Source organism: Rhizobium jaguaris, assembly GCF_003627755.1.
GTDB lineage: Bacteria > Pseudomonadota > Alphaproteobacteria > Rhizobiales > Rhizobiaceae > Rhizobium > Rhizobium jaguaris.
Genome location: NZ_CP032695.1, coordinates 1,554,863 through 1,572,235, shown reverse-complemented (window position 1 = coordinate 1,572,235; position 17,373 = coordinate 1,554,863). Strand labels below are relative to the sequence as shown.

Annotated in this window: 15 protein-coding genes; 13 read left to right on the top strand and 2 right to left on the bottom strand. The window is 58.8% G+C overall.

The window, feature by feature from the left end:
* Positions 1–223: 223 nt before the first annotated feature.
* The gene (locus CCGE525_RS29580) at positions 224–1,066 is read right to left on the bottom strand and encodes a glycoside hydrolase family 16 protein (RefSeq protein WP_245472205.1); all 843 of its coding nucleotides are present in this window, start codon (positions 1,064–1,066) and stop codon (positions 224–226) included.
* A gap of 166 nt (positions 1,067–1,232) precedes the next feature.
* On the opposite strand from CCGE525_RS29580, the gene CCGE525_RS29575 reads away from it, so the two are divergent.
* The 4 genes from CCGE525_RS29575 to CCGE525_RS29560 all read left to right on the top strand — a co-directional run bounded on the left by CCGE525_RS29575 (position 1,233) and on the right by CCGE525_RS29560 (position 5,907).
* Entirely contained in the window at positions 1,233–2,660 is a 1,428-nt protein-coding gene (locus CCGE525_RS29575; protein WP_205587489.1) for an O-antigen ligase family protein, read from the top strand.
* On the top strand, positions 2,657–3,919 hold the full coding sequence (locus tag CCGE525_RS29570; RefSeq protein ID WP_162950344.1) for a polysaccharide pyruvyl transferase family protein: 1,263 nt from the start codon (positions 2,657–2,659) through the stop codon (positions 3,917–3,919). Before CCGE525_RS29575 ends, CCGE525_RS29570 begins: the two co-directional genes overlap by 4 nt.
* Positions 3,920–4,188: 269 nt before the next feature.
* Positions 4,189–4,860 (top strand): Crp/Fnr family transcriptional regulator, encoded by a 672-nt coding sequence (locus CCGE525_RS29565; protein WP_162950343.1) that lies wholly within the window; start codon positions 4,189–4,191, stop codon positions 4,858–4,860.
* 279 nt (positions 4,861–5,139) lie between these two features.
* Positions 5,140–5,907 carry a response regulator transcription factor gene (locus tag CCGE525_RS29560; RefSeq protein WP_120707780.1) on the top strand — a complete coding sequence of 256 codons (768 nt, stop codon included), beginning with the start codon at positions 5,140–5,142 and terminating at the stop codon, positions 5,905–5,907.
* A 65-nt stretch (positions 5,908–5,972) separates the two neighbouring features.
* Here the strand turns inward: CCGE525_RS29560 and CCGE525_RS29555 are convergent, their stop codons facing one another.
* The gene (locus tag CCGE525_RS29555; protein WP_120707779.1) at positions 5,973–6,899 is read right to left on the bottom strand and encodes a GntR family transcriptional regulator; all 927 of its coding nucleotides are present in this window, start codon (positions 6,897–6,899) and stop codon (positions 5,973–5,975) included.
* Between the two features lie 252 nt (positions 6,900–7,151).
* Here CCGE525_RS29555 and CCGE525_RS29550 point away from each other — a divergent pair, with 252 nt between their 5' ends.
* From CCGE525_RS29550 to CCGE525_RS29505, 9 genes are all read left to right on the top strand, one after another.
* The gene (locus tag CCGE525_RS29550; protein ID WP_120707778.1) at positions 7,152–8,657 is read left to right on the top strand and encodes a UxaA family hydrolase; all 1,506 of its coding nucleotides are present in this window, start codon (positions 7,152–7,154) and stop codon (positions 8,655–8,657) included.
* Positions 8,658–8,747: 90 nt separating this feature from the next.
* Entirely contained in the window at positions 8,748–9,767 is a 1,020-nt protein-coding gene (locus CCGE525_RS29545; protein WP_120707777.1) for an aldo/keto reductase, read from the top strand.
* A 183-nt stretch (positions 9,768–9,950) separates the two neighbouring features.
* Positions 9,951–10,940, top strand: coding sequence for an ABC transporter substrate-binding protein (locus CCGE525_RS29540; RefSeq protein ID WP_120707776.1), 990 nt, complete (start codon positions 9,951–9,953; stop codon positions 10,938–10,940).
* 104 nt (positions 10,941–11,044) lie between these two features.
* On the top strand, positions 11,045–12,595 hold the full coding sequence (locus CCGE525_RS29535) for a sugar ABC transporter ATP-binding protein (protein WP_120707775.1): 1,551 nt from the start codon (positions 11,045–11,047) through the stop codon (positions 12,593–12,595).
* Positions 12,596–12,640: 45 nt separating this feature from the next.
* Positions 12,641–13,612: an ABC transporter permease gene (locus CCGE525_RS29530; protein WP_120707774.1), complete on the top strand. Its 972-nt coding sequence runs from the start codon at positions 12,641–12,643 to the stop codon at positions 13,610–13,612.
* Between the two features lie 395 nt (positions 13,613–14,007).
* Complete coding sequence (locus CCGE525_RS29520; protein WP_120708696.1) at positions 14,008–14,502, top strand: DUF305 domain-containing protein; 495 nt, start codon at positions 14,008–14,010, stop codon at positions 14,500–14,502.
* Between the two features lie 13 nt (positions 14,503–14,515).
* Complete coding sequence (locus CCGE525_RS29515) at positions 14,516–15,976, top strand: YncE family protein (RefSeq protein WP_120707773.1); 1,461 nt, start codon at positions 14,516–14,518, stop codon at positions 15,974–15,976.
* Between the two features lie 93 nt (positions 15,977–16,069).
* The gene (locus tag CCGE525_RS29510; RefSeq protein ID WP_120708695.1) at positions 16,070–16,597 is read left to right on the top strand and encodes a sigma-70 family RNA polymerase sigma factor; all 528 of its coding nucleotides are present in this window, start codon (positions 16,070–16,072) and stop codon (positions 16,595–16,597) included.
* The gene (locus CCGE525_RS29505) at positions 16,594–17,373 is read left to right on the top strand and encodes an anti-sigma factor family protein (RefSeq protein WP_120707772.1); all 780 of its coding nucleotides are present in this window, start codon (positions 16,594–16,596) and stop codon (positions 17,371–17,373) included. The genes CCGE525_RS29510 and CCGE525_RS29505 overlap by 4 nt, the downstream gene beginning before the upstream one ends.

Sequence of the window (17,373 nt, the reverse complement as noted above, 5' to 3'; positions counted from 1 at the left end):
TCCTCAACGAAAGTCTTAAGCCTTAGCCGACGTAGACATTTCGTCGGAGGAGACCGCCGAGGTAATCGCGGGCTGGCCAAAAGCATTACGGGTGATGGAAGCCAGACGCATGACGCACGAAAAATAGCCCTCCCCAGGAGGGGAGAAGCTTGCGATTCCGCGCTGGTTGAGAAGTGCAGGCTATGGGATATCGCTGCAGGGAGAAGGCATCAACGCAGGATGCCTACTTGAACTGATAGGCCCTGACATAGTCGACAAACATGAAGGAAGGATCCGGAGCCACCATTTTGGTGATGCTATCGACGATGCCGAGATTCACAAGAATGTACATCGGCTGGCGATGTTCCGGTAGGACCTTGGTCTTCCAGACGAACTTGCCGTCGAAATACATACGGATGAAATCGGTATCGATCTTTACGCCGTAGGTATGCAGGTCTGTTGGGCTCGAATCGCCGAAAACATTGATGCGGGAATAATCGGAATCATGTTTGCCGCCGCGGTGCCAGACGTGCACGGTGGCGGAATAGGCGCCCGGCTTGTCGCCATAATATTCCAGAACGTCGATTTCGGCGGTGGATTTCGAGCGGTCCTTGCCAATCAGCCAGAATGCCGGCCATACGCCCGGACCGTCCGGCAACCGGGCGCGCATTTCGAAATAGCCGTATTGCTGCGAAAAGCCGTCGCCTTTCGCGTCGACAGAAGCAAGCAGACCGGAGCGCCACTCACCCTTACTGTCGCGCGCCGCCGTGATGCGCAACATGCCGTCTTCCGTCTTGAAGGGGAAATCGCCCTTGGGGTCGGTAAAGCGCGCGCCGCCGAAATCACCGTTCCAGGGCGTGTGCGCGATCCAGCGGGTACCCGGCCCCCAGGGGGAGACACTGAGACTGTCGAAATTATCCTCGAAAGTCAGCGTCATCTTGCTGATGTCGAGCTCGTCTCCCGTGTCGCCCGCTTGCGCGGCCACGCCACTGCCAAGCAACGCAAGTGTCGCGCCAAGGCCGGCGCGGAGAAAACCGCGGCGGCCGATCGACCATGGTCGCATATGTTTGAACGATATCTGATCCATACTCTGACGCTAACGCGGCGGCGCCTATCCGGTACAGAACCCATTTCGGTTTATGCGGTACCCCAAAGGGCTTAGGCATGGCGGAAATACAAGCCAACCCGCACCGTGATAGTTTTTTTCCTCAGTGAAATAGACGATATTTCGGAGCGGACGGCATATGAATTTCATGGGGTTAGTAACGTTTGTCGTCGGCATGGCAATGCTGGCTGCGCCCGTTCGGTGGTCGTTTACCGTCATGATTCTGTGCACGGTGTTCGGTGCCGCTGCAGCCTTCAGCGTGCCCGGCCTTGGTGGCGCATCGGTTCTGGTGCCGAGCCTCTTTCTGCTGTTTTTTTTCATACGATTGTTTCTGGCCTACGGTGAAGGTCCAATCTTCGCGTCCCTGGCGCCGCCAGGTCCTGGCTTCTGCCTTCTGGTGCTGACCGTCTTCGGCCTGACGACAGCCATCTTTTTCCCGCGCCTCTTTCAAGGCATGACGCAGACGATGACGGTCGAGCGGACGGTTGGCGGGCGCAACTTCATTTCGCTGGTGCCATTAAAGTTCTCGTCGAACAATATCACTCAGACCGTCTACGCCGTCGGCGGCCTCGTCTGCTTTGCAGCCACTTCCGCCTTCATTCGCAAAGGCGGCACCCCTACCAATTTGATCAACGGCATGCTGGTGGTCGCCAGCGTCAATCTCGGTTTCGCCCTTGCCGATATCATTACTTATTTTAGCCACACCGAATTCCTTCTCGGTTTCGTGCGCACTGCCAACTACGCGCTGCTGACGAATGCCGAGAAAGGCGGATTGAAGCGGATCTCCGGGACATTTCCGGAGGCTTCGGCCTTTGCCGATTTTACGCTTGTGCTCTTCGCGATGACGGCGAGCCTGTGGCTCAGCGGCGTCCGGTCCCGCGCCACCGGCATTATTGCGGCGCTGCTGCTCGTGGCTCTGATCCTCTCGACTTCGGCGACCGCTCTCGTCGGTCTCGGATTGGTATTGCCGGTTCTTTGCCTGCAATCTTTCATGGCTTCACGCCACGAACCAGGCGCAGGGCGCCCCGTCATGATCGTTGCCATCTTGGCCGCGATGCCGCTTGTGATCCTTTTTGTCCTGATCGCCATGCCTGATCTTTCCAACGGCCTGCACGACTTTCTCGACGAGATGCTGTTTTCGAAAGCCGACAGCCAGTCGGGGCGTGAGCGCTTCATGTGGAACGCGATGGCCTATCAGACATTTGTGGACACGAACGGCTTCGGCGCCGGATTGGGCAGCGCGCGCGCATCGAGCTTCGGCCTCGTGCTGCTGTCCAATCTCGGCGTCCTTGGTGCTCTGATCTTTGCGCTTTTCGTGGTGCTGATCCTGAAAGCCGATACGCGACCCAGGTACCTGCCGGATCGGCAGGCCGCGGCCGTTGCCCGCGCCGCCAAGGCCGGCATCATCACGGTGCTGGTGTCCGCGGCCACCTCGGGCACGGTCTATGACCTCGGATTGATGTTCTACATTCTTGCAGGCAGCGTCGCCGCCCTTACCGCCCCATCTCGGGTCCGCGTGACAGACGCGCCGGCGCCGCGCATCCAGCAGATCGGTGTTGTGGGGAGATTGCAGTGAAGATTGTCGTTTTCAATGTCAAATACAGCCAGAATCTTGGAGACGGACTCCTGGCACAATGTGTTGAGGCCGGCTTGGCCAACGGAGCCGGCCATATCGAGGTGGAGACGATCGATCTCGCTGGTCGCGAAGGTTTCGGCATGGGCGGAAACGGTCGGCGTCAACAGGCGTTGAAGGTGTTGCATCGTCTGCCCGCTTTCGCTCGGCGTTGGGCGGTGGGCTATGTCCTGGGGCGCGCGCTTCGGAAATTGCGCAGCCAATGGGATGCCAAGATTGCGACGGCGGATGCAGTGGTGATTGGTGGCGGCAATCTCTTTCAGGATGACGATCTGAATTTTCCAATGAAAGTCGGTACCGTGCTTGATTGTGTCCGGCGACATAATAGGCCACTGGCGATCTATGCGGTCGGCGTCAGCGGGCATTGGTCCGCGCCGGCGGCACGCCTTTTTGGCCGGCTGAAGCGGACCAATCTCGTCCACCTCTCCGTGCGCGACAGCTTCGCCCTAGACAGTTGGCGTCAACATTTTCCTCAAGGGCCGGAAGCGAAGATTGTTCACGATCCGGGATTGCTGACCCGAGCGCTGGTCAGCGATGCCCGCAGTTCGCCGTCCTCGAGACATCAGCCAACTGTCGGCCTTTGCGTCACGGAGCCCGTCATTCTGCAACGGCATGCGAGCCAGAAGGCCTCGGCCATCCCGCTGAGGGACATCGCAGAATATCGGGATCTGATTCGACTGTTGGTCCAGGATGGATACCGCGTCCGTTTGTTTTGCAACGGCGCCAGCGAGGACCAAGCCTTTGCCAAACGAATATGGGATGAGCCTTCGATGCAACATCTCGCGACAACCGGCGCACTCCAACTTGCCCCGCGTCCATGTTTGCCGGAAGAGCTCATTCGGATACTTCTGTCGACGGATGTCATCCTTGCCCATAGGCTGCATGCCTGTATCGCAGCCTATTCCCTTGGGATTCCGCATGTCGGCCTTGGCTGGGACAAGAAGGTCGAGGGCTTCTTCCGCTCCGTCGGCCGGCAAACCTATTTCCTCAATGGCGGCGGGACGTCTCCGTCCGATATTGCCAGATTATTGAGAGCGGCTGATTCGGAAGGAATCGAATCGTTCCGCCATCGGATGATTATGTCGGAGGCCGAAGCCGGAATCGCCGATATGCGTCGGAATCTCACCCGGAGGGATCAGAATATTGTCGCTGGGATATCACCAGTAATACGAAATGATCATCGCGCGGCGACTCCGAATTAATACAAAGAAAACCGGGAGTAATTACCAGGTATAATGATCGAAATTGGACGTTTTAAGCATATGACGAGCAAATTAATCGCTACGTGAATTTGAAGAGAATTCACATAAGCAATATAGATTACGAGCCAGGCCGAAAGTTGCGTGCTATATACTTGCCATACGTAACGTGATATACCTTCAGGGACAGGTTAGTCGGAACCTTCCCGATATGGTATGCGGTTCGGGGGCATTGTATGATCACGCAGGTTTCCACAGGGCGTCTTCAGGCCTTGAGTTCTGATGTTTACCGTCAAAAGTCGGAGCTGACGGGCGGTATTCCGCGCACATATGCTCCCGGTGAAACCATCTACGATTATGAGGACGATACACCGCGTCTTCTTTTTCTTGTCAGCGGATGGGCTGTTTCCAGCAAGGTGCTGCCGAACGGTACGCGCATCGTCATCGAATTTGCGCTCCGCGGTGACATGATCTCCACACCTTCAGTGGAATTGGCACGCGAGACGGTACAGGCTCTCTCCCAGGTCACCGTCATGGAGTTCCCGGATTTCACCTCCCATACGAGCATGGACGTTTCTCCACGCCTCTATCGCCTCGTGCTCACCGAGATGATGCGGCGGCAGGCGCGCATGTCCGAGCGGCTTGCCAACATCGGCCGACGCGACGCGCTGGAGCGTACCGGTCACCTGCTGCTCGAACTGGCTACCAGGCTTGGTCCGTCACGGCTGCGGCCGAACTTCGACGGTTTCGAGTGCCCGTTGACGCAAGCCGATATCGGCGATGCCGTCGGTCTGTCGACGGTGCATATCAACCGTGTTCTGAGAGACATGCGAGTGGGCGGGCTCCTGTCATTCCGGAATGGCATCGTCGAATTTCTGGACCGTCACAAGCTCACAGAACTCGTCGATTTCGATGAGACCTATTTCATGCCGCATATGATCTAAGAAGTGACGCGAGCGCACTCGCGTTGTTTCAAGTCGAAAACAATCGTGAGGCGAAGATTTTTAGATCTTATTAACATATGTTAATGTCGACATAAACAGAATCAGCGAATATCGATTTTGTAATCAGGTAAATTTCAAATCGAAAACAGGGGTAATGCTATGCATCAAAGCGAATTCCGTCGGTTTGGTTCAGCGTATATATTCAGTTACTTTGAAATATTACCTATTCTCATGAATTCGAAAGAATAGAGGCCAAGTGTGGAGTAAGGAGTAACGGCCATGGACAGACAGTCTTTAGCGAATGAGAAATTTGGAACAGAAACTGCAACCCGTCTTATTTCAGTCCGAGCATCGGATTCATTGCGGGCTTTCACCGCGGCAAGCGCGGCCAGCACCGACGAATGCGAGGACTATCTTCTGCTAATCGATGCACGCGCCCTGGACAGGGAATGCCTGTCCCGGAGCCTGACGGAATATGACGAGAACATGAATATCGTCACCGTCGGGTCATTCGAGGAATGGCAGAAGCGCCGTACGCAAAGCGAACCATCCGCGATTCTTTTCATGATCGGCGGACGCAAGGTTTCGGATGCAGACGTCAGCGATAAAATCTCCGCCCTCGCGGAGAGGTTCAAGGCTAGCCCCGTCATCGTCGGGGCCGAAAGCGACGAGCTCGCGCAACTTCTCAAGGCGCTGGAATGCGGCGCTCGCGGTTACATTCCGACCAGCGTCGGGATCAATGTCGCCGCGGAGGCCGTGGCTCTCGCACGTGCAGGCGGCGTATTCGTGCCGGCAAGTAGCATTCTGGCAGCCAAGGAGGTCATCGCCTCCGTGACCAGCGGAACCCGTTGTGCCGACAGTCTGTTTACGCCGCGTGAAGTCGTCGTCGCCGAAGCTCTTCGGCGCGGCAAGGCAAATAAGATCATTGCCTATGAAATGGACCTTTGCGAGAGCACGGTCAAAGTACACATCCGCAACATCATGAAGAAACTGAATGCGACGAACCGGACGGAAGTCGCCTATAAGATCAGGGAATTCGTGAGATAAAACCGATCTCGGTGTCAGCAAGCTTTCGCCGGTGCCGTTTAAACGCGGCGCTGGCGAAATATGTTTTAGGCTCGGATGTTCTGAGCGTTTGAATTGACAACCTCGCTCGTATTCTGCGGAATGGATTGCAGCAGCGTCTGTCGCGCTGAGGCCAAATGCGTGCGGCAGGCCCTGTCGATCCGCGCCGGATCGCGGGACTGCAACGCTTCGATATAGTCGAGATGCTCAACGATGGCGCGGGAATTGCGCTCGCGGGCAAAAGCCTTGTTCCACTGATAATGATAGTGGAAGACGATCGCGATCGCATCGTAGAAATCGGCGATGAAGCGATTGTTCGAGGCACGGTGAATGAGAAGGTGGAAGCGCTCGTCGAGCTGCGAAAAATCACGATAGCGCTTATCGAAATCATCCTGCAGGTCGTAATGTGCCTGCTTGATGGCCGCCAGAGCGGTCCAGGCAGGATGCTCGGCCGGCAGGCGCCCGAACTCCGTGGCCGAGTGCAGCTCGAACATTTCGCGCACCTCGGCAAGTTCCAGAGCAAACTCGCTGGTAAAGCCCTTCAAGATCCAATGGCTGTTCGGCCGCTTTTCGATCAAGCCGAAACGGCTGAAACGGATGAGGAATTCGCGCACCACCGAGGTCCCCGTGCCGATTTCGCGCGCCAATTCCAGCTCGTTGATCTGCATGCCGGGCTGCGCTTCGTCGGAGAGGATCCGCAGCATGAAGCTACGCTCGATGATGTCGTGCAGCGAATTGGTTTCTTCCTCCGGAAAGAAATCGGCTTCGGTCGGCTGGCGCAGCACGATCTTTTCCCGCTTGTTCCAGCGGATGATGCCAGCGTCACTTAGACGCAGGAGAATGGCGCGCGCCGTGCTGCGGCTGATGCCGAGCTCGGCGGCGATTTCAGGCTCGGTCGGCAAGGCAGCGTCGGGCTTCAGACCGGCCACGTAGCGATTGTACGCATCCTTGAAGAGCGTGTTTTGTCTCGCCATTTTCCCCCTCGCTTATAGTCCGCAGCTCCGCGTCGGCGGCGATCTCTGAACCATGCGCGAATGGCAGTCAAATTCGGAAATACTGCCGATTGCATGGTGATCGCGTCCACGCCTTTCGCGCCGACCTCCTCCCAGAGCGACCAGCGATTTCCTCGTTGACACTAAAATGTTTATTGTAGATAAAAAACAAAATCAATCGGCGATGGCCTGTCTGGCGAACGCTGAAAAGCAAGATCGTTCAGGGAGAGGACATTGAACAGCCAACCTTGGATCCTTCTGTCGGAAGGCGACAATGTCGCGGTGGCGACGGCGGCGATTGCGGCGGGTACCACAGTCGTCGACGGTGTTTTGACAAGAGACAAGATCGATCCCGGTCATAAATTCGCGATTCGCGACATCGCCATCGGCATGCCTGTCGTGAAATACGGCCAGGCCATTGGCCGCACGACAGCCGAGGTAAAGCCCGGCGATCACGTCCACAGCCATAACCTGCACTTCGAAAATGATCGTCTGGCGGCGACCGCCAATACGGCGCCGGAAGCGGCGACAGAGGCCGACAAGGCTCGAACGTTCATGGGATATCGCCGCGCCGACGGCCGTGCCGCGACGCGTAACTATATCGGTATCATCGCCAGCGTGAACTGTTCCACCACGGTTTGCCGCGCCATTGCGGAAGAGGCAAACCGTACGCTCCTGCCGCATTACGACGGAATCGACGGTTTCGTACCGATCGTTCATGACCAGGGCTGCGGCATGAGCTCGACCGGCGACGGCATGCAGACATTGCACCGCACGCTTGCCGGTTATACGCGTCACGTCAATTTCGGTGGCGTGCTGATGATCGGACTCGGCTGCGAAGTCAACCAGCTCACGCTTTATGGCCAGAGCGGCGCGGGCGCCAGCAAGCGGCATTTCAATATCCAGGATGCCGGCGGCTCACGCCGCGCCGTAGCCCTTGCCATGGGTGTGCTAAAGGAGATCGCCGAGGAAGTCGGGCAGGCGCGTCGCCAACCGATCTCGATCAGCGAAATCGTCATCGGCCTGCAATGCGGCGGCTCGGACGGTTTTTCCGGCATCACCGCCAATCCGGCGCTGGGGGCTGCCGCCGACCTGCTGGCGGCGGCCGGCGGCACGGCGATCCTGTCCGAGACCTCGGAAATCTATGGCGCCGAACATTTGCTGCGCAGCCGTGCGATCAATGACGCGGTTGCCGCCAAGCTCGATGCAAAAATCGAGTGGTGGGAAAAGTACGTTGCCCTGCACGGCGCGTCACTGGACAATAATCCTTCGCCCGGCAACAAGCGTGGCGGGTTGACGACCATTCTGGAGAAATCGCTGGGCGCGGTCGCCAAAGGCGGACGGTCGCCGTTGACCGCCGTCTACAGCTACGCCGAACGGGTAACGGACCACGGGCTCGTCTTTATGGACACGCCCGGCTATGATCCGGTCTCCGCGACGGGTCAGGTGGCAGGTGGTGCGAACATGATCGCCTTTACGACCGGCCGCGGCAGCTGTTTCGGCTCACGTCCGGCGCCGTCGTTCAAGCTGTCGAGCAATTCGGCGCTTTACCAATCCATGGAAGAAGACATGGACATCGATTGCGGTACCATTGCGACCGGTGAGGCAACGATATCGGGCAAGGGCCGTGAGATCTTCGAACTGATCATCGAGATCGCATCTGGCAAGAAGACGAAAAGCGAAGCCTTCGGCTACGGCGATAACGAGTTTGTGCCCTGGCATCTCGGAGCGACGCTCTAGATAAACAGTGCATGTCATGCCGCCGTGCCCGGCTCGCCGATGAGCCAAGTACGGCGGAACCGATCGACCAATCATCACAAGGGAGAGGTGATGAAGAGGAGAAGAATCGGCAGGACGAACCTCGAGGTCACCGAAATCAGTTTCGGGGCCGCAGCGCTCGGCGGTCTTTACCGCGCCTGCCCTCGCGACCAGGCCATGGGAACCCTGCAAGCGGCGTGGGATAGCGGCATCCGCTATTTCGATGTTGCGCCTTGGTATGGCTTCGGTCTTGGTGAACGCCGCGTCGGCGATTTCCTGCGCGATCAACCGGAAGACAGCTATATTCTGTCAACCAAGGTCGGGCGATTGATGCGGCCTGTTCCGAGCGACAAGGTGCCGAACTACGGCTATGTCGATCCCCTGCCCTTCGATGCGGATTACGACTATTCCTATGACGGCATCATGCGGTCGGTGGAGTTCAGCTATGCCCGCCTCGGCCTCAACCGTATCGACATTCTCTATGTTCACGATATCGGCGGTTATACGCACGGCAAGGCGCTGAATGAACACTACCTCGGCCAACTCCTTGGTTCCGGACTGAAGGCATTGGATGAGCTGAAGTCGTCGGGCGCGATCAAGGCCTACGGCCTCGGCGTCAACGAAGTCCCCGTGTGCCTCGACGTCATGCGTGAAGCCGATATCGACTGCATCCTGCTGGCTGGCCGCTATACCCTGCTCGACCGTTCGGCCCTGGCCGAGCTGCTGCCGCTTTGCGAGAAAAAAGGCACGTCGCTTGTCGTGGGTGGCGTCTTCAATTCCGGCATTCTCGCGACCGGTCCTGTGCCCGGCGCGCATTTCGACTATGTTCCGGCGACAGCGGATATTCTGGCGAAGGTCGGGGCGATGGAGGATATCGCCCGCCGCCATGGCCTGCCCCTTGCCGCGCCGGCAATTCAGTTTCCGCTTCGCCACCCGTCCGTGGCTTCTGTGCTGATCGGGACGGCGAAAGCGGCAAGCCTCATCCGCAATATGCAGCTTGTGGAGCCTGAGCTTCCGGCCAGCCTTTATGCGGAATTCGAAGGATTGACACTGGTTGCGCCACCGTTTGGAGACGAGGCGGTTCGGGTTTGAAAGAGAGATAAGGAGCTATCGGGCCGTCGCGAGAGGCGGCTTCGAAGAGGAGGAAAGCCTGTTTTGGCGGGGGTGGTTCCGTGCCGCTCCGCGATGCGTGAGCCCATCAGGTGCTCACGATACCGAGCCGCAAGCGTTCAACGGCCGGTGTGCAGGAGCAGAGCGCGTTGAGAGGAGAAATCAATGAACATCGCCAAATCCCTTCTGTCCCGCCGCACTTTTGCCGGTCTTGCCGGCGCGGCCATCATCGCAGTCGCCATGCCGGTGCAGTCCTTCGCTGCTGATGTGACCATTCCGATCATCGTCAAGGACACGACGTCGTTCTATTGGCAGATCGTTCTCGCCGGCGCCCGCCAGGCGGGCAAGGATCTTGGCGTCAAGGTTCCGGAACTCGGCGCTCAATCGGAATCCGACATCAACGGCCAGATCAGCATTCTCGAAAACGCCGTCGCCGGCAAACCGGCCGCCGTCGTGATTGCGCCGACCGAACGCAAAGCGCTCGGCAAGCCCGTGGATGAAGCCGCCAAGTCCGTGCCGGTGGTCGGCATCGACTCGGCCGCAGATTCCAAAGCCTTCGTATCGTTCCTGACGACCGACAACACAGCCGGCGGCCGCATCGCCGCTGACGGTCTTGCCGCGGCGATCAAGGGCATGACTGGCAAGGAAGAAGGCGAAGTCGCCATCATCACCAGCCTGCCGGGCGTCGGCTCGCTCGACCAGCGCCGCCAGGGCTTCCTGGACGAGGTCAAGAGCAAATATCCTGGTCTCAAGGTCGTTGCCGATAAATATGCCGACGGTCAGGCCACTACCGGCCTCAACATCATGACGGACCTGATCACCGCCAATCCGAAGCTCGTCGGCGTCTTCGCCTCGAATCTCATCATGGCGCAAGGTGTCGGCCAGGCGATTGCCGAAAACAAGCTCGGCGACAAGATCAAGGTCATCGGCTTCGATAATGACGACAAGACTGTCGGCTTCCTGAAGTCTGGCGTTCTCGCCGGCCTCGTCGTTCAGGATCCCTATCGCATGGGCTATGACGGCATCAAGACCGCACTTGCCGCCTCCAAAAAGGAAAAGGTCGAGGCTAACGTCGACACAGGCGCAAACCTGGTGACCAAGGCCAACATGAGTGATCCGAAAATCAACGCCCTGATCAATCCGAAGGTCAAGTAACGAGTTGAGGCCGCGCCTGGAAAACCGGGTGCGGCCTGTTTTCATTCCGGCTCTGTCTGCGTGAAGGCAAACCGAGCGAATGGTCGGCGAAGGGAGAAGACCCAATGACGAACCTCGAAGAGATCAGTCATCGGCACGATGACACGGTGCGGACGGAAGCAAACCGTATTCCGACGGGTTCGCCCATCCTCGAGCTTAGGGGACTGCAGAAGCTCTATGGCTATGTCGAAGCGCTGAAGCCGGCGTCGATCACGTTCCTTGCGGGCGAAATCCACGCCATTGTCGGCGAAAACGGCGCCGGTAAATCGACCCTCATCAAGCTCCTGACAGGCGTCATAACCAGGACGGCAGGCGAGATATATTGGTGCGGCCATCCGGTCGCGCTTGCCAATCCGAACGAGGCGATCGCCAGGGGCATCAACGCCGTGCATCAGGAGGTCGTGCTCTGCCCGCACCTGTCCGTCGCGGCCAATCTTTTTCTTGGCGATGAGGTCAATCGCTTCGGGCTGATGCGCAAGAAGCAGATGGAGAAGCTGGGGCAGACCGTGCTCGACGACCTCGGCTTTGGTCTGCCGGCCGGCGCGCTGCTGAGCTCACTGACCATTGGCCAGCAGCAGCTTGTGGCCACCGCCCGCGCCGCGATGCGCGGCACGCAGTTCCTGATCTTCGACGAACCGACAGCCTACCTCACCCGCAAGGAATCGGCGCAGCTGTTCAAGCTCATTCGCCGTCTGCAGAGCGAAGGCGTCACTATCGTCTATATTAGCCACCGCATGGAAGAGGTCTTTGAACTGGCGAACCGCGTGTCGGTGTTGCGCGACGGCACCCATGTCGGCACGCGCGAGGTGAGTGAGACCAACGAAGACGAGTTGATCAAGCTGATGATCAACCGTTCGATCGAGCAGATCTATCACAAGGAAGAGATTCCGATCGGCGACACCATCCTGGAAACCCGCGGCCTCTCCGGCCCCGGCTTCGAAAACGTCTCGCTGAGCGTCAAAGCCGGTGAAATCGTCGGTCTCTACGGGCTGATCGGCGCAGGGCGCAGCGAGTTCGCACTTGGGCTTTACGGCCGTCAGCCGCTCTCGGCTGGCGAAATCTATTGGCAGGGCCGCAAGGTCGATATCCGCAGCGAGCGTGATGCAATGGAGCTTGGCATTGCATTGGCGCCAGAGAGCCGCCGCGACCAGGGTCTATGCCTCAACCTGCCGATCGGGCTTAACATCAATCTGCCGGTGTTCAAGCGGCTGAGCCAGGGGCCGGTTATCAATCGCAGCGGTGAAGCGGCCAATGCTGACAAACAGATCCGCGATCTCAGCATCAAGACGCCGAGCCGGCGCGTCCTTGTTTCGGCGATGTCGGGCGGCAACCAGCAGAAGGTCGTCATCGGCAAATGGCTGAGCTACGGAGCCAAGCTCTTCATTTTCGATGAGCCGACGGTCGGCGTCGATGTCGGTACCAAGGCCGAAATCTACCGGTTGTTTGCCAAGCTGTTGCGGGATGGCGCGGGCATCATCGTCATTTCGTCCTATCTGCCGGAAGTTTACGAGCTCGCCGACCGGCTCCATGTCTTCCGCCGCGGCCAGCTCGTCGCCAGCCATGATTTTCACGCCGCCACACATGAGGAAGTCCTCGGCGAGGCAATCGGCGTCTGAACGACAAAGACAAATAAGATAAGAATAGAAATTGGGAGAAGAACAATGGCCGTGAATACAACAGAGGGCCCCACCGTCGCACCGCGGCGCAAGATGAACATCCTCTTCAGCTTGACGCTGATCCTTCTCCTGCTTGCTCTTTGGATCGTCCTGGGCTTCTGGACCGACAAGTTCTGGACGCCGCTCAACATCACCAACCTGATGCGCCAGGGCTCGATGACGGCGATCCTGGCCCTCGGCCAGACCTTCGTCATCATCACGGCGGGCATTGATCTGTCCGTCGGCGCCATCGTCGGCTTCTGTACTGTGATTATCGCCTGGCTGCTGCAGGCCGGATTTCCGGTCTCGGCAGCTATTCTCATTACGTTGGCCTTCGGCGTGCTGATCGGCGCATTCCACGCCTTCGGCATCGTGCGTATGGGCCTGCCGCCCTTCATCATCACGCTGGCGACGCTGACATCCTTGCGTGGTATTGGCTTGCTCATCACGAACGGCGCGACGATCAATATCGTCAATGACGATTTCACCAATTTCGCCGTCTCCGATTTCCTAGGGATCCCGAGCCTGTTCTGGATGGTCATCCTGGTGGCGATACCGGCTTTCATCTTCCTGCATCTCAGCCGCTGGGGCCGCTATCTCTTCGCCGTCGGTTCGAACCGTGAAGCCGCGCGTCTCTCCGGCGTTAACGTCACCTGGATGATCTACCTCGCCTATATTCTGTCGGGAACCTGCGCCGCTTTCGTCGGCGTTCTGCTCGCCTCCCGCATCGCCATCGGTAATGCAACGCAGGCGGATGGCTGGGAATTGCAGGCCATCGCCTCCTCGGTCATCGGCGGCACCAGCCTTTTCGGTGCAGTCGGCTCCGTCTACGGCCCGCTGATCGGCGCCTTCATCCTCGCCACCATCAACAACGGAGCCAATCTGCTGAACGTGAATTCCTTCTGGCAGCGCATCATCACCGGCGTACTCATCATCGTCATTGTCTATTTCGATCAGTTGCGGCGGCGGCGTCTCTAAAGGTATTCGACAATAGTCTCTCACGGATGGCATGCTAAAAGCATACCATCCGCTTTCATGGCAGGAGACACGATGGCTTCAGTCCGTGAATGGAAGGAACAGCGCGATTTGCTTGGTTACACGACAGAGGAATTGCGAGACCTCGTGAATGAAGGCTTGGCCAGCGGCCCAAGCGCGCACGCGTCTATGGCAGATGTAAAGGCTGAGGCACGACGAAGATTGGAAGCGGCTGTCGAAAAGACACGCTGACCATGCCACATAAAGCGAACGAGCCGCGCCGATGAATATCTGCGCTCCAAGCCCCTCAAGAAATAATTTCCGCGCCGGGGAATAAATCGCGGTGACGTTTGTCTACCTCCATGAAGCCGATCGGCAACCCTTTCAGGAGGCAAGACATGAGCAAACCCCGTCCTATCCGGCATATAGCCGTCATCTCTGCGCTCACTGCCGTAGCGCTCTCGTCCGCCACCTTGGCGTTCGCGCAGGATACACCCCCATCACAGGCACCTGCATCGCCAGCCATTCAGGCGGAGGTGCCCTATCTCACTGAAAACGATGCGGCGATGACGAAGATGATGAACGACATGGCGGTCAAGCCGACCGGGAATGTCGACCGCGACTTCGTCGAGATGATGATCCCGCATCATCAGGGCGCCATCGACATGGCTCAGGCCTATCTGCGTTACGGCACGAACGAGCAGTTGAAGCGCATCGCGCAAGAAATCATTGTCGATCAGCAGCAGGAAATCGCTGCCATGCGGCTCGCCCTCGGCGATCCCCTACCACCCTCGACGGCCGCGCCGACGCAGGCTGGCACAAATACCCCTTCCATCTCCTCCGGTCAGAATTCATCGGGCATGTCCATGATGAATATGAAAATGGGCAATTGAAAAGGACCCGATCATGAAACGCACCCTCCTCGCCCTAGGCCTCCTCGCCGGTACGATGTTCGCGCCTGTCGCAAGCTTTGCCGGCCAGGCGCCGGGCGCCGCCGCCGACCCGGATATCGCGGTCAGCCATAAGGATCGCGTCTATGCGGCAGAACAGTTCTCCAACACCGTGTCGGTTACCGATCCAGTCGACAACAAGCTGCTCGGTGTTATCAAGCTCGGCGATCCCCAGCCCGGCAATCTGAGCCCGCTCTATAAGGGCCAGGTTCTGGTGCATGGCATGGGCTTCTCGCCGGACCACAAGACACTCGCCGTCGTCTCTATCGGCTCGAATTCGGTGACCTTCATCGACACGGCGACAAACACGGTCAAGCACACGACCTATGTCGGTCGCTCGCCGCATGAGGCCTTCTTTACGCCCGATGGCAATGAAGTCTGGGTGACGGTTCGCGGCGAAGACTACATTTCGGTCATCGATGCCCAGACCTATCAGGAAAAGCTGCAGATCAAGGTGCCGTCCGGTCCCGGCATGCAGATCTTCTCGCCCGACGGCAAATACGGTTACATCTGCTCGTCCTTCAATCCGGATACGGTGGTGGTCTCTGTCGCCGATCACCAGATTGTCGGTCATGTGAAGCAGGAAAGCCCCTTCTGCCCGAACATCGCCGCCACGCCTGACGGCAAGCAGGTCTGGTTCACGCTGAAGGACACCGGCAAGACCCAGGTGTTCAACGCGCAAGCGCCGTTCGACGCCATCAAGACACTGGATACCGGTCCGATCACCAACCACGTCAACATCGTACACAACGCCAATGGCACGTTTGCCTATGTGACCGTTGGCGGTCTTAACGAGGTGAAGGTCTTCCGCACGGACAATTTCGAGCAGGTCGCAACCATTCCGGTCGGCAATCTGCCGCATGGCGTCTGGCCCTCGGGCGACGGCGCCCGGGTCTATGTCGGTCTTGAAAATGCCGACGCCTTTGCTGCTATCGACACGCTGACCAACAAGGTTATCGCGACCATCCCGATCGGCCAGGCGCCGCAGGCGGTCGCCTATGTACCGAATGCAGTTCCCGATGGCGACGGCACCCAGAATCTGCAGCCTCTCGGCGTCGCCGGCCAGTCCGCTCATTTGCAGATGGTCGCCAAGGGCAAGACCGAAGGCGACAAGGTGCCGACGAGTGTCACGCTGTTCGATCAGGGGCTGTCTCAGGTCCTGCAGGCATCAGTGACCGGCCTTGAGCCGAAGAAGCCTTTCGTTCTGGCACTCGCTTCGCATGCCGACGGCAGCGGCACGTTGGAACCGCTCTCTTCCTTCATGACGAATCCGGCGGGTTCGGCGATCGTCAATGCCGTCGGGCCGATCCGTCAGATCGTCCAGAATGACGCGAAGGCCGAGCGGCGTTATCTGGTGATCGCATCCATGGGTGCGGATGGCCAGCCGGGAGCGATCGTTCAAGTCCAGAAACATTGAGCCAGAAGCATTGAGTGATCCGCCCGCCATCTCCTGTGATATAGGATGGCGGGCGATGTCCACTTCTCGGATTGGCCAGAAGGTCTGACGCGCATGAATGACATTCTCCGCCTTGTCGAGCCGCTGATTCCCGCATTGCGCCGTTATGCGCGGGCGCTGTTGCATGATGCGACGGGTGCGGATGATCTGGTGCAGGATTGCCTGGAACGGGTGATCAGCCATTGGCACCAGCGCCGTCGAGACGGAGACCCGCGCACCTGGGTTTTTGCCATTCTGCACAATCTTGCCATCAACCGATTGCGCCAGTCGGCACGGCGGGGCGTACACGTCCCGCTGGAGGATGCCGAAGAGGCCATGTTGTCCCGGCCCCCGGCGCAAGAGGATGCGTTGATACGGCGAGACATCGTTGCAGCCTTGGCGCTTCTGCCGGAAGAGCAGCGCAGCGTTCTGCTGCTGGTATCGGTCGAGGATCTGTCCTATGCCCAGGCGGCCGAAGTGCTGAGCATACCTATCGGCACCGTGATGTCGCGGCTGGCGCGAGCCCGCGAACGGTTGCGACATTTGCTGGAAGGAGAAGGCGCAGCCGCCCGGCCGGACTCACATCTGCGGAGAATAAAATGACCATGCAGCCGATTACCGAGGACGATCTCCACGCCTATGTCGACGACGCGCTGGACGCGGCGCGACGGGCGGAAGTCGCGACCTATCTGGAAAGCCATGCCGACGTGGCCGCCCGTGTGGAAAGTTACCAAACGCAACGGCTGAAACTGCGCGACGCTTTCGATCCGATTGCTGACGAGCCCGTCCCGACAGGGCTCAATCTTGCGCATTTGGTCGAGGCCCGGCGGAATAGAGCACCCGGGGCTTCCTGGTGGATGGCGGCGGCAGCGGCCGCGTTGTTTGTTCTCGGCGGCGGTAGTGGCTGGTGGCTGCATGGACTGTCGTTGCCGGCGAACGAAGGCGTTCTTGCCTTGGAGCGGGAAGCGGCCAACACCTATGGCGCCTACGCCTCCGACAGTGTTCGCCCGGTCGAACTGCGTGCAGACGACAGCGCCAAGCTGGTCGCCTGGGCATCGGAGCGGCTACAGCGCCCTGTCATGCTTCCCGATCTTTCCGCCTCTGGATATCGCCTGATGGGCGGGCGTGTGACCGCAACAGCGCACGGGCCAGGATTGATGCTGATGTATGACAATGACCATGGCACGCGACTGGTTCTGCTCACCCGACCGATGCTCGTGGACCAGAACAAGCCGATGGCCGAACATTCCGAGGGCACGACGACCGGCGTCACCTGGGCAAGCGACGGCATGGGCTACAGCCTTGTCGGCCCTTCGACATCGGAGGATCTGCACCCCTTGGCGGACGATATACGACATCAGATCGAAACGAAGATCTGA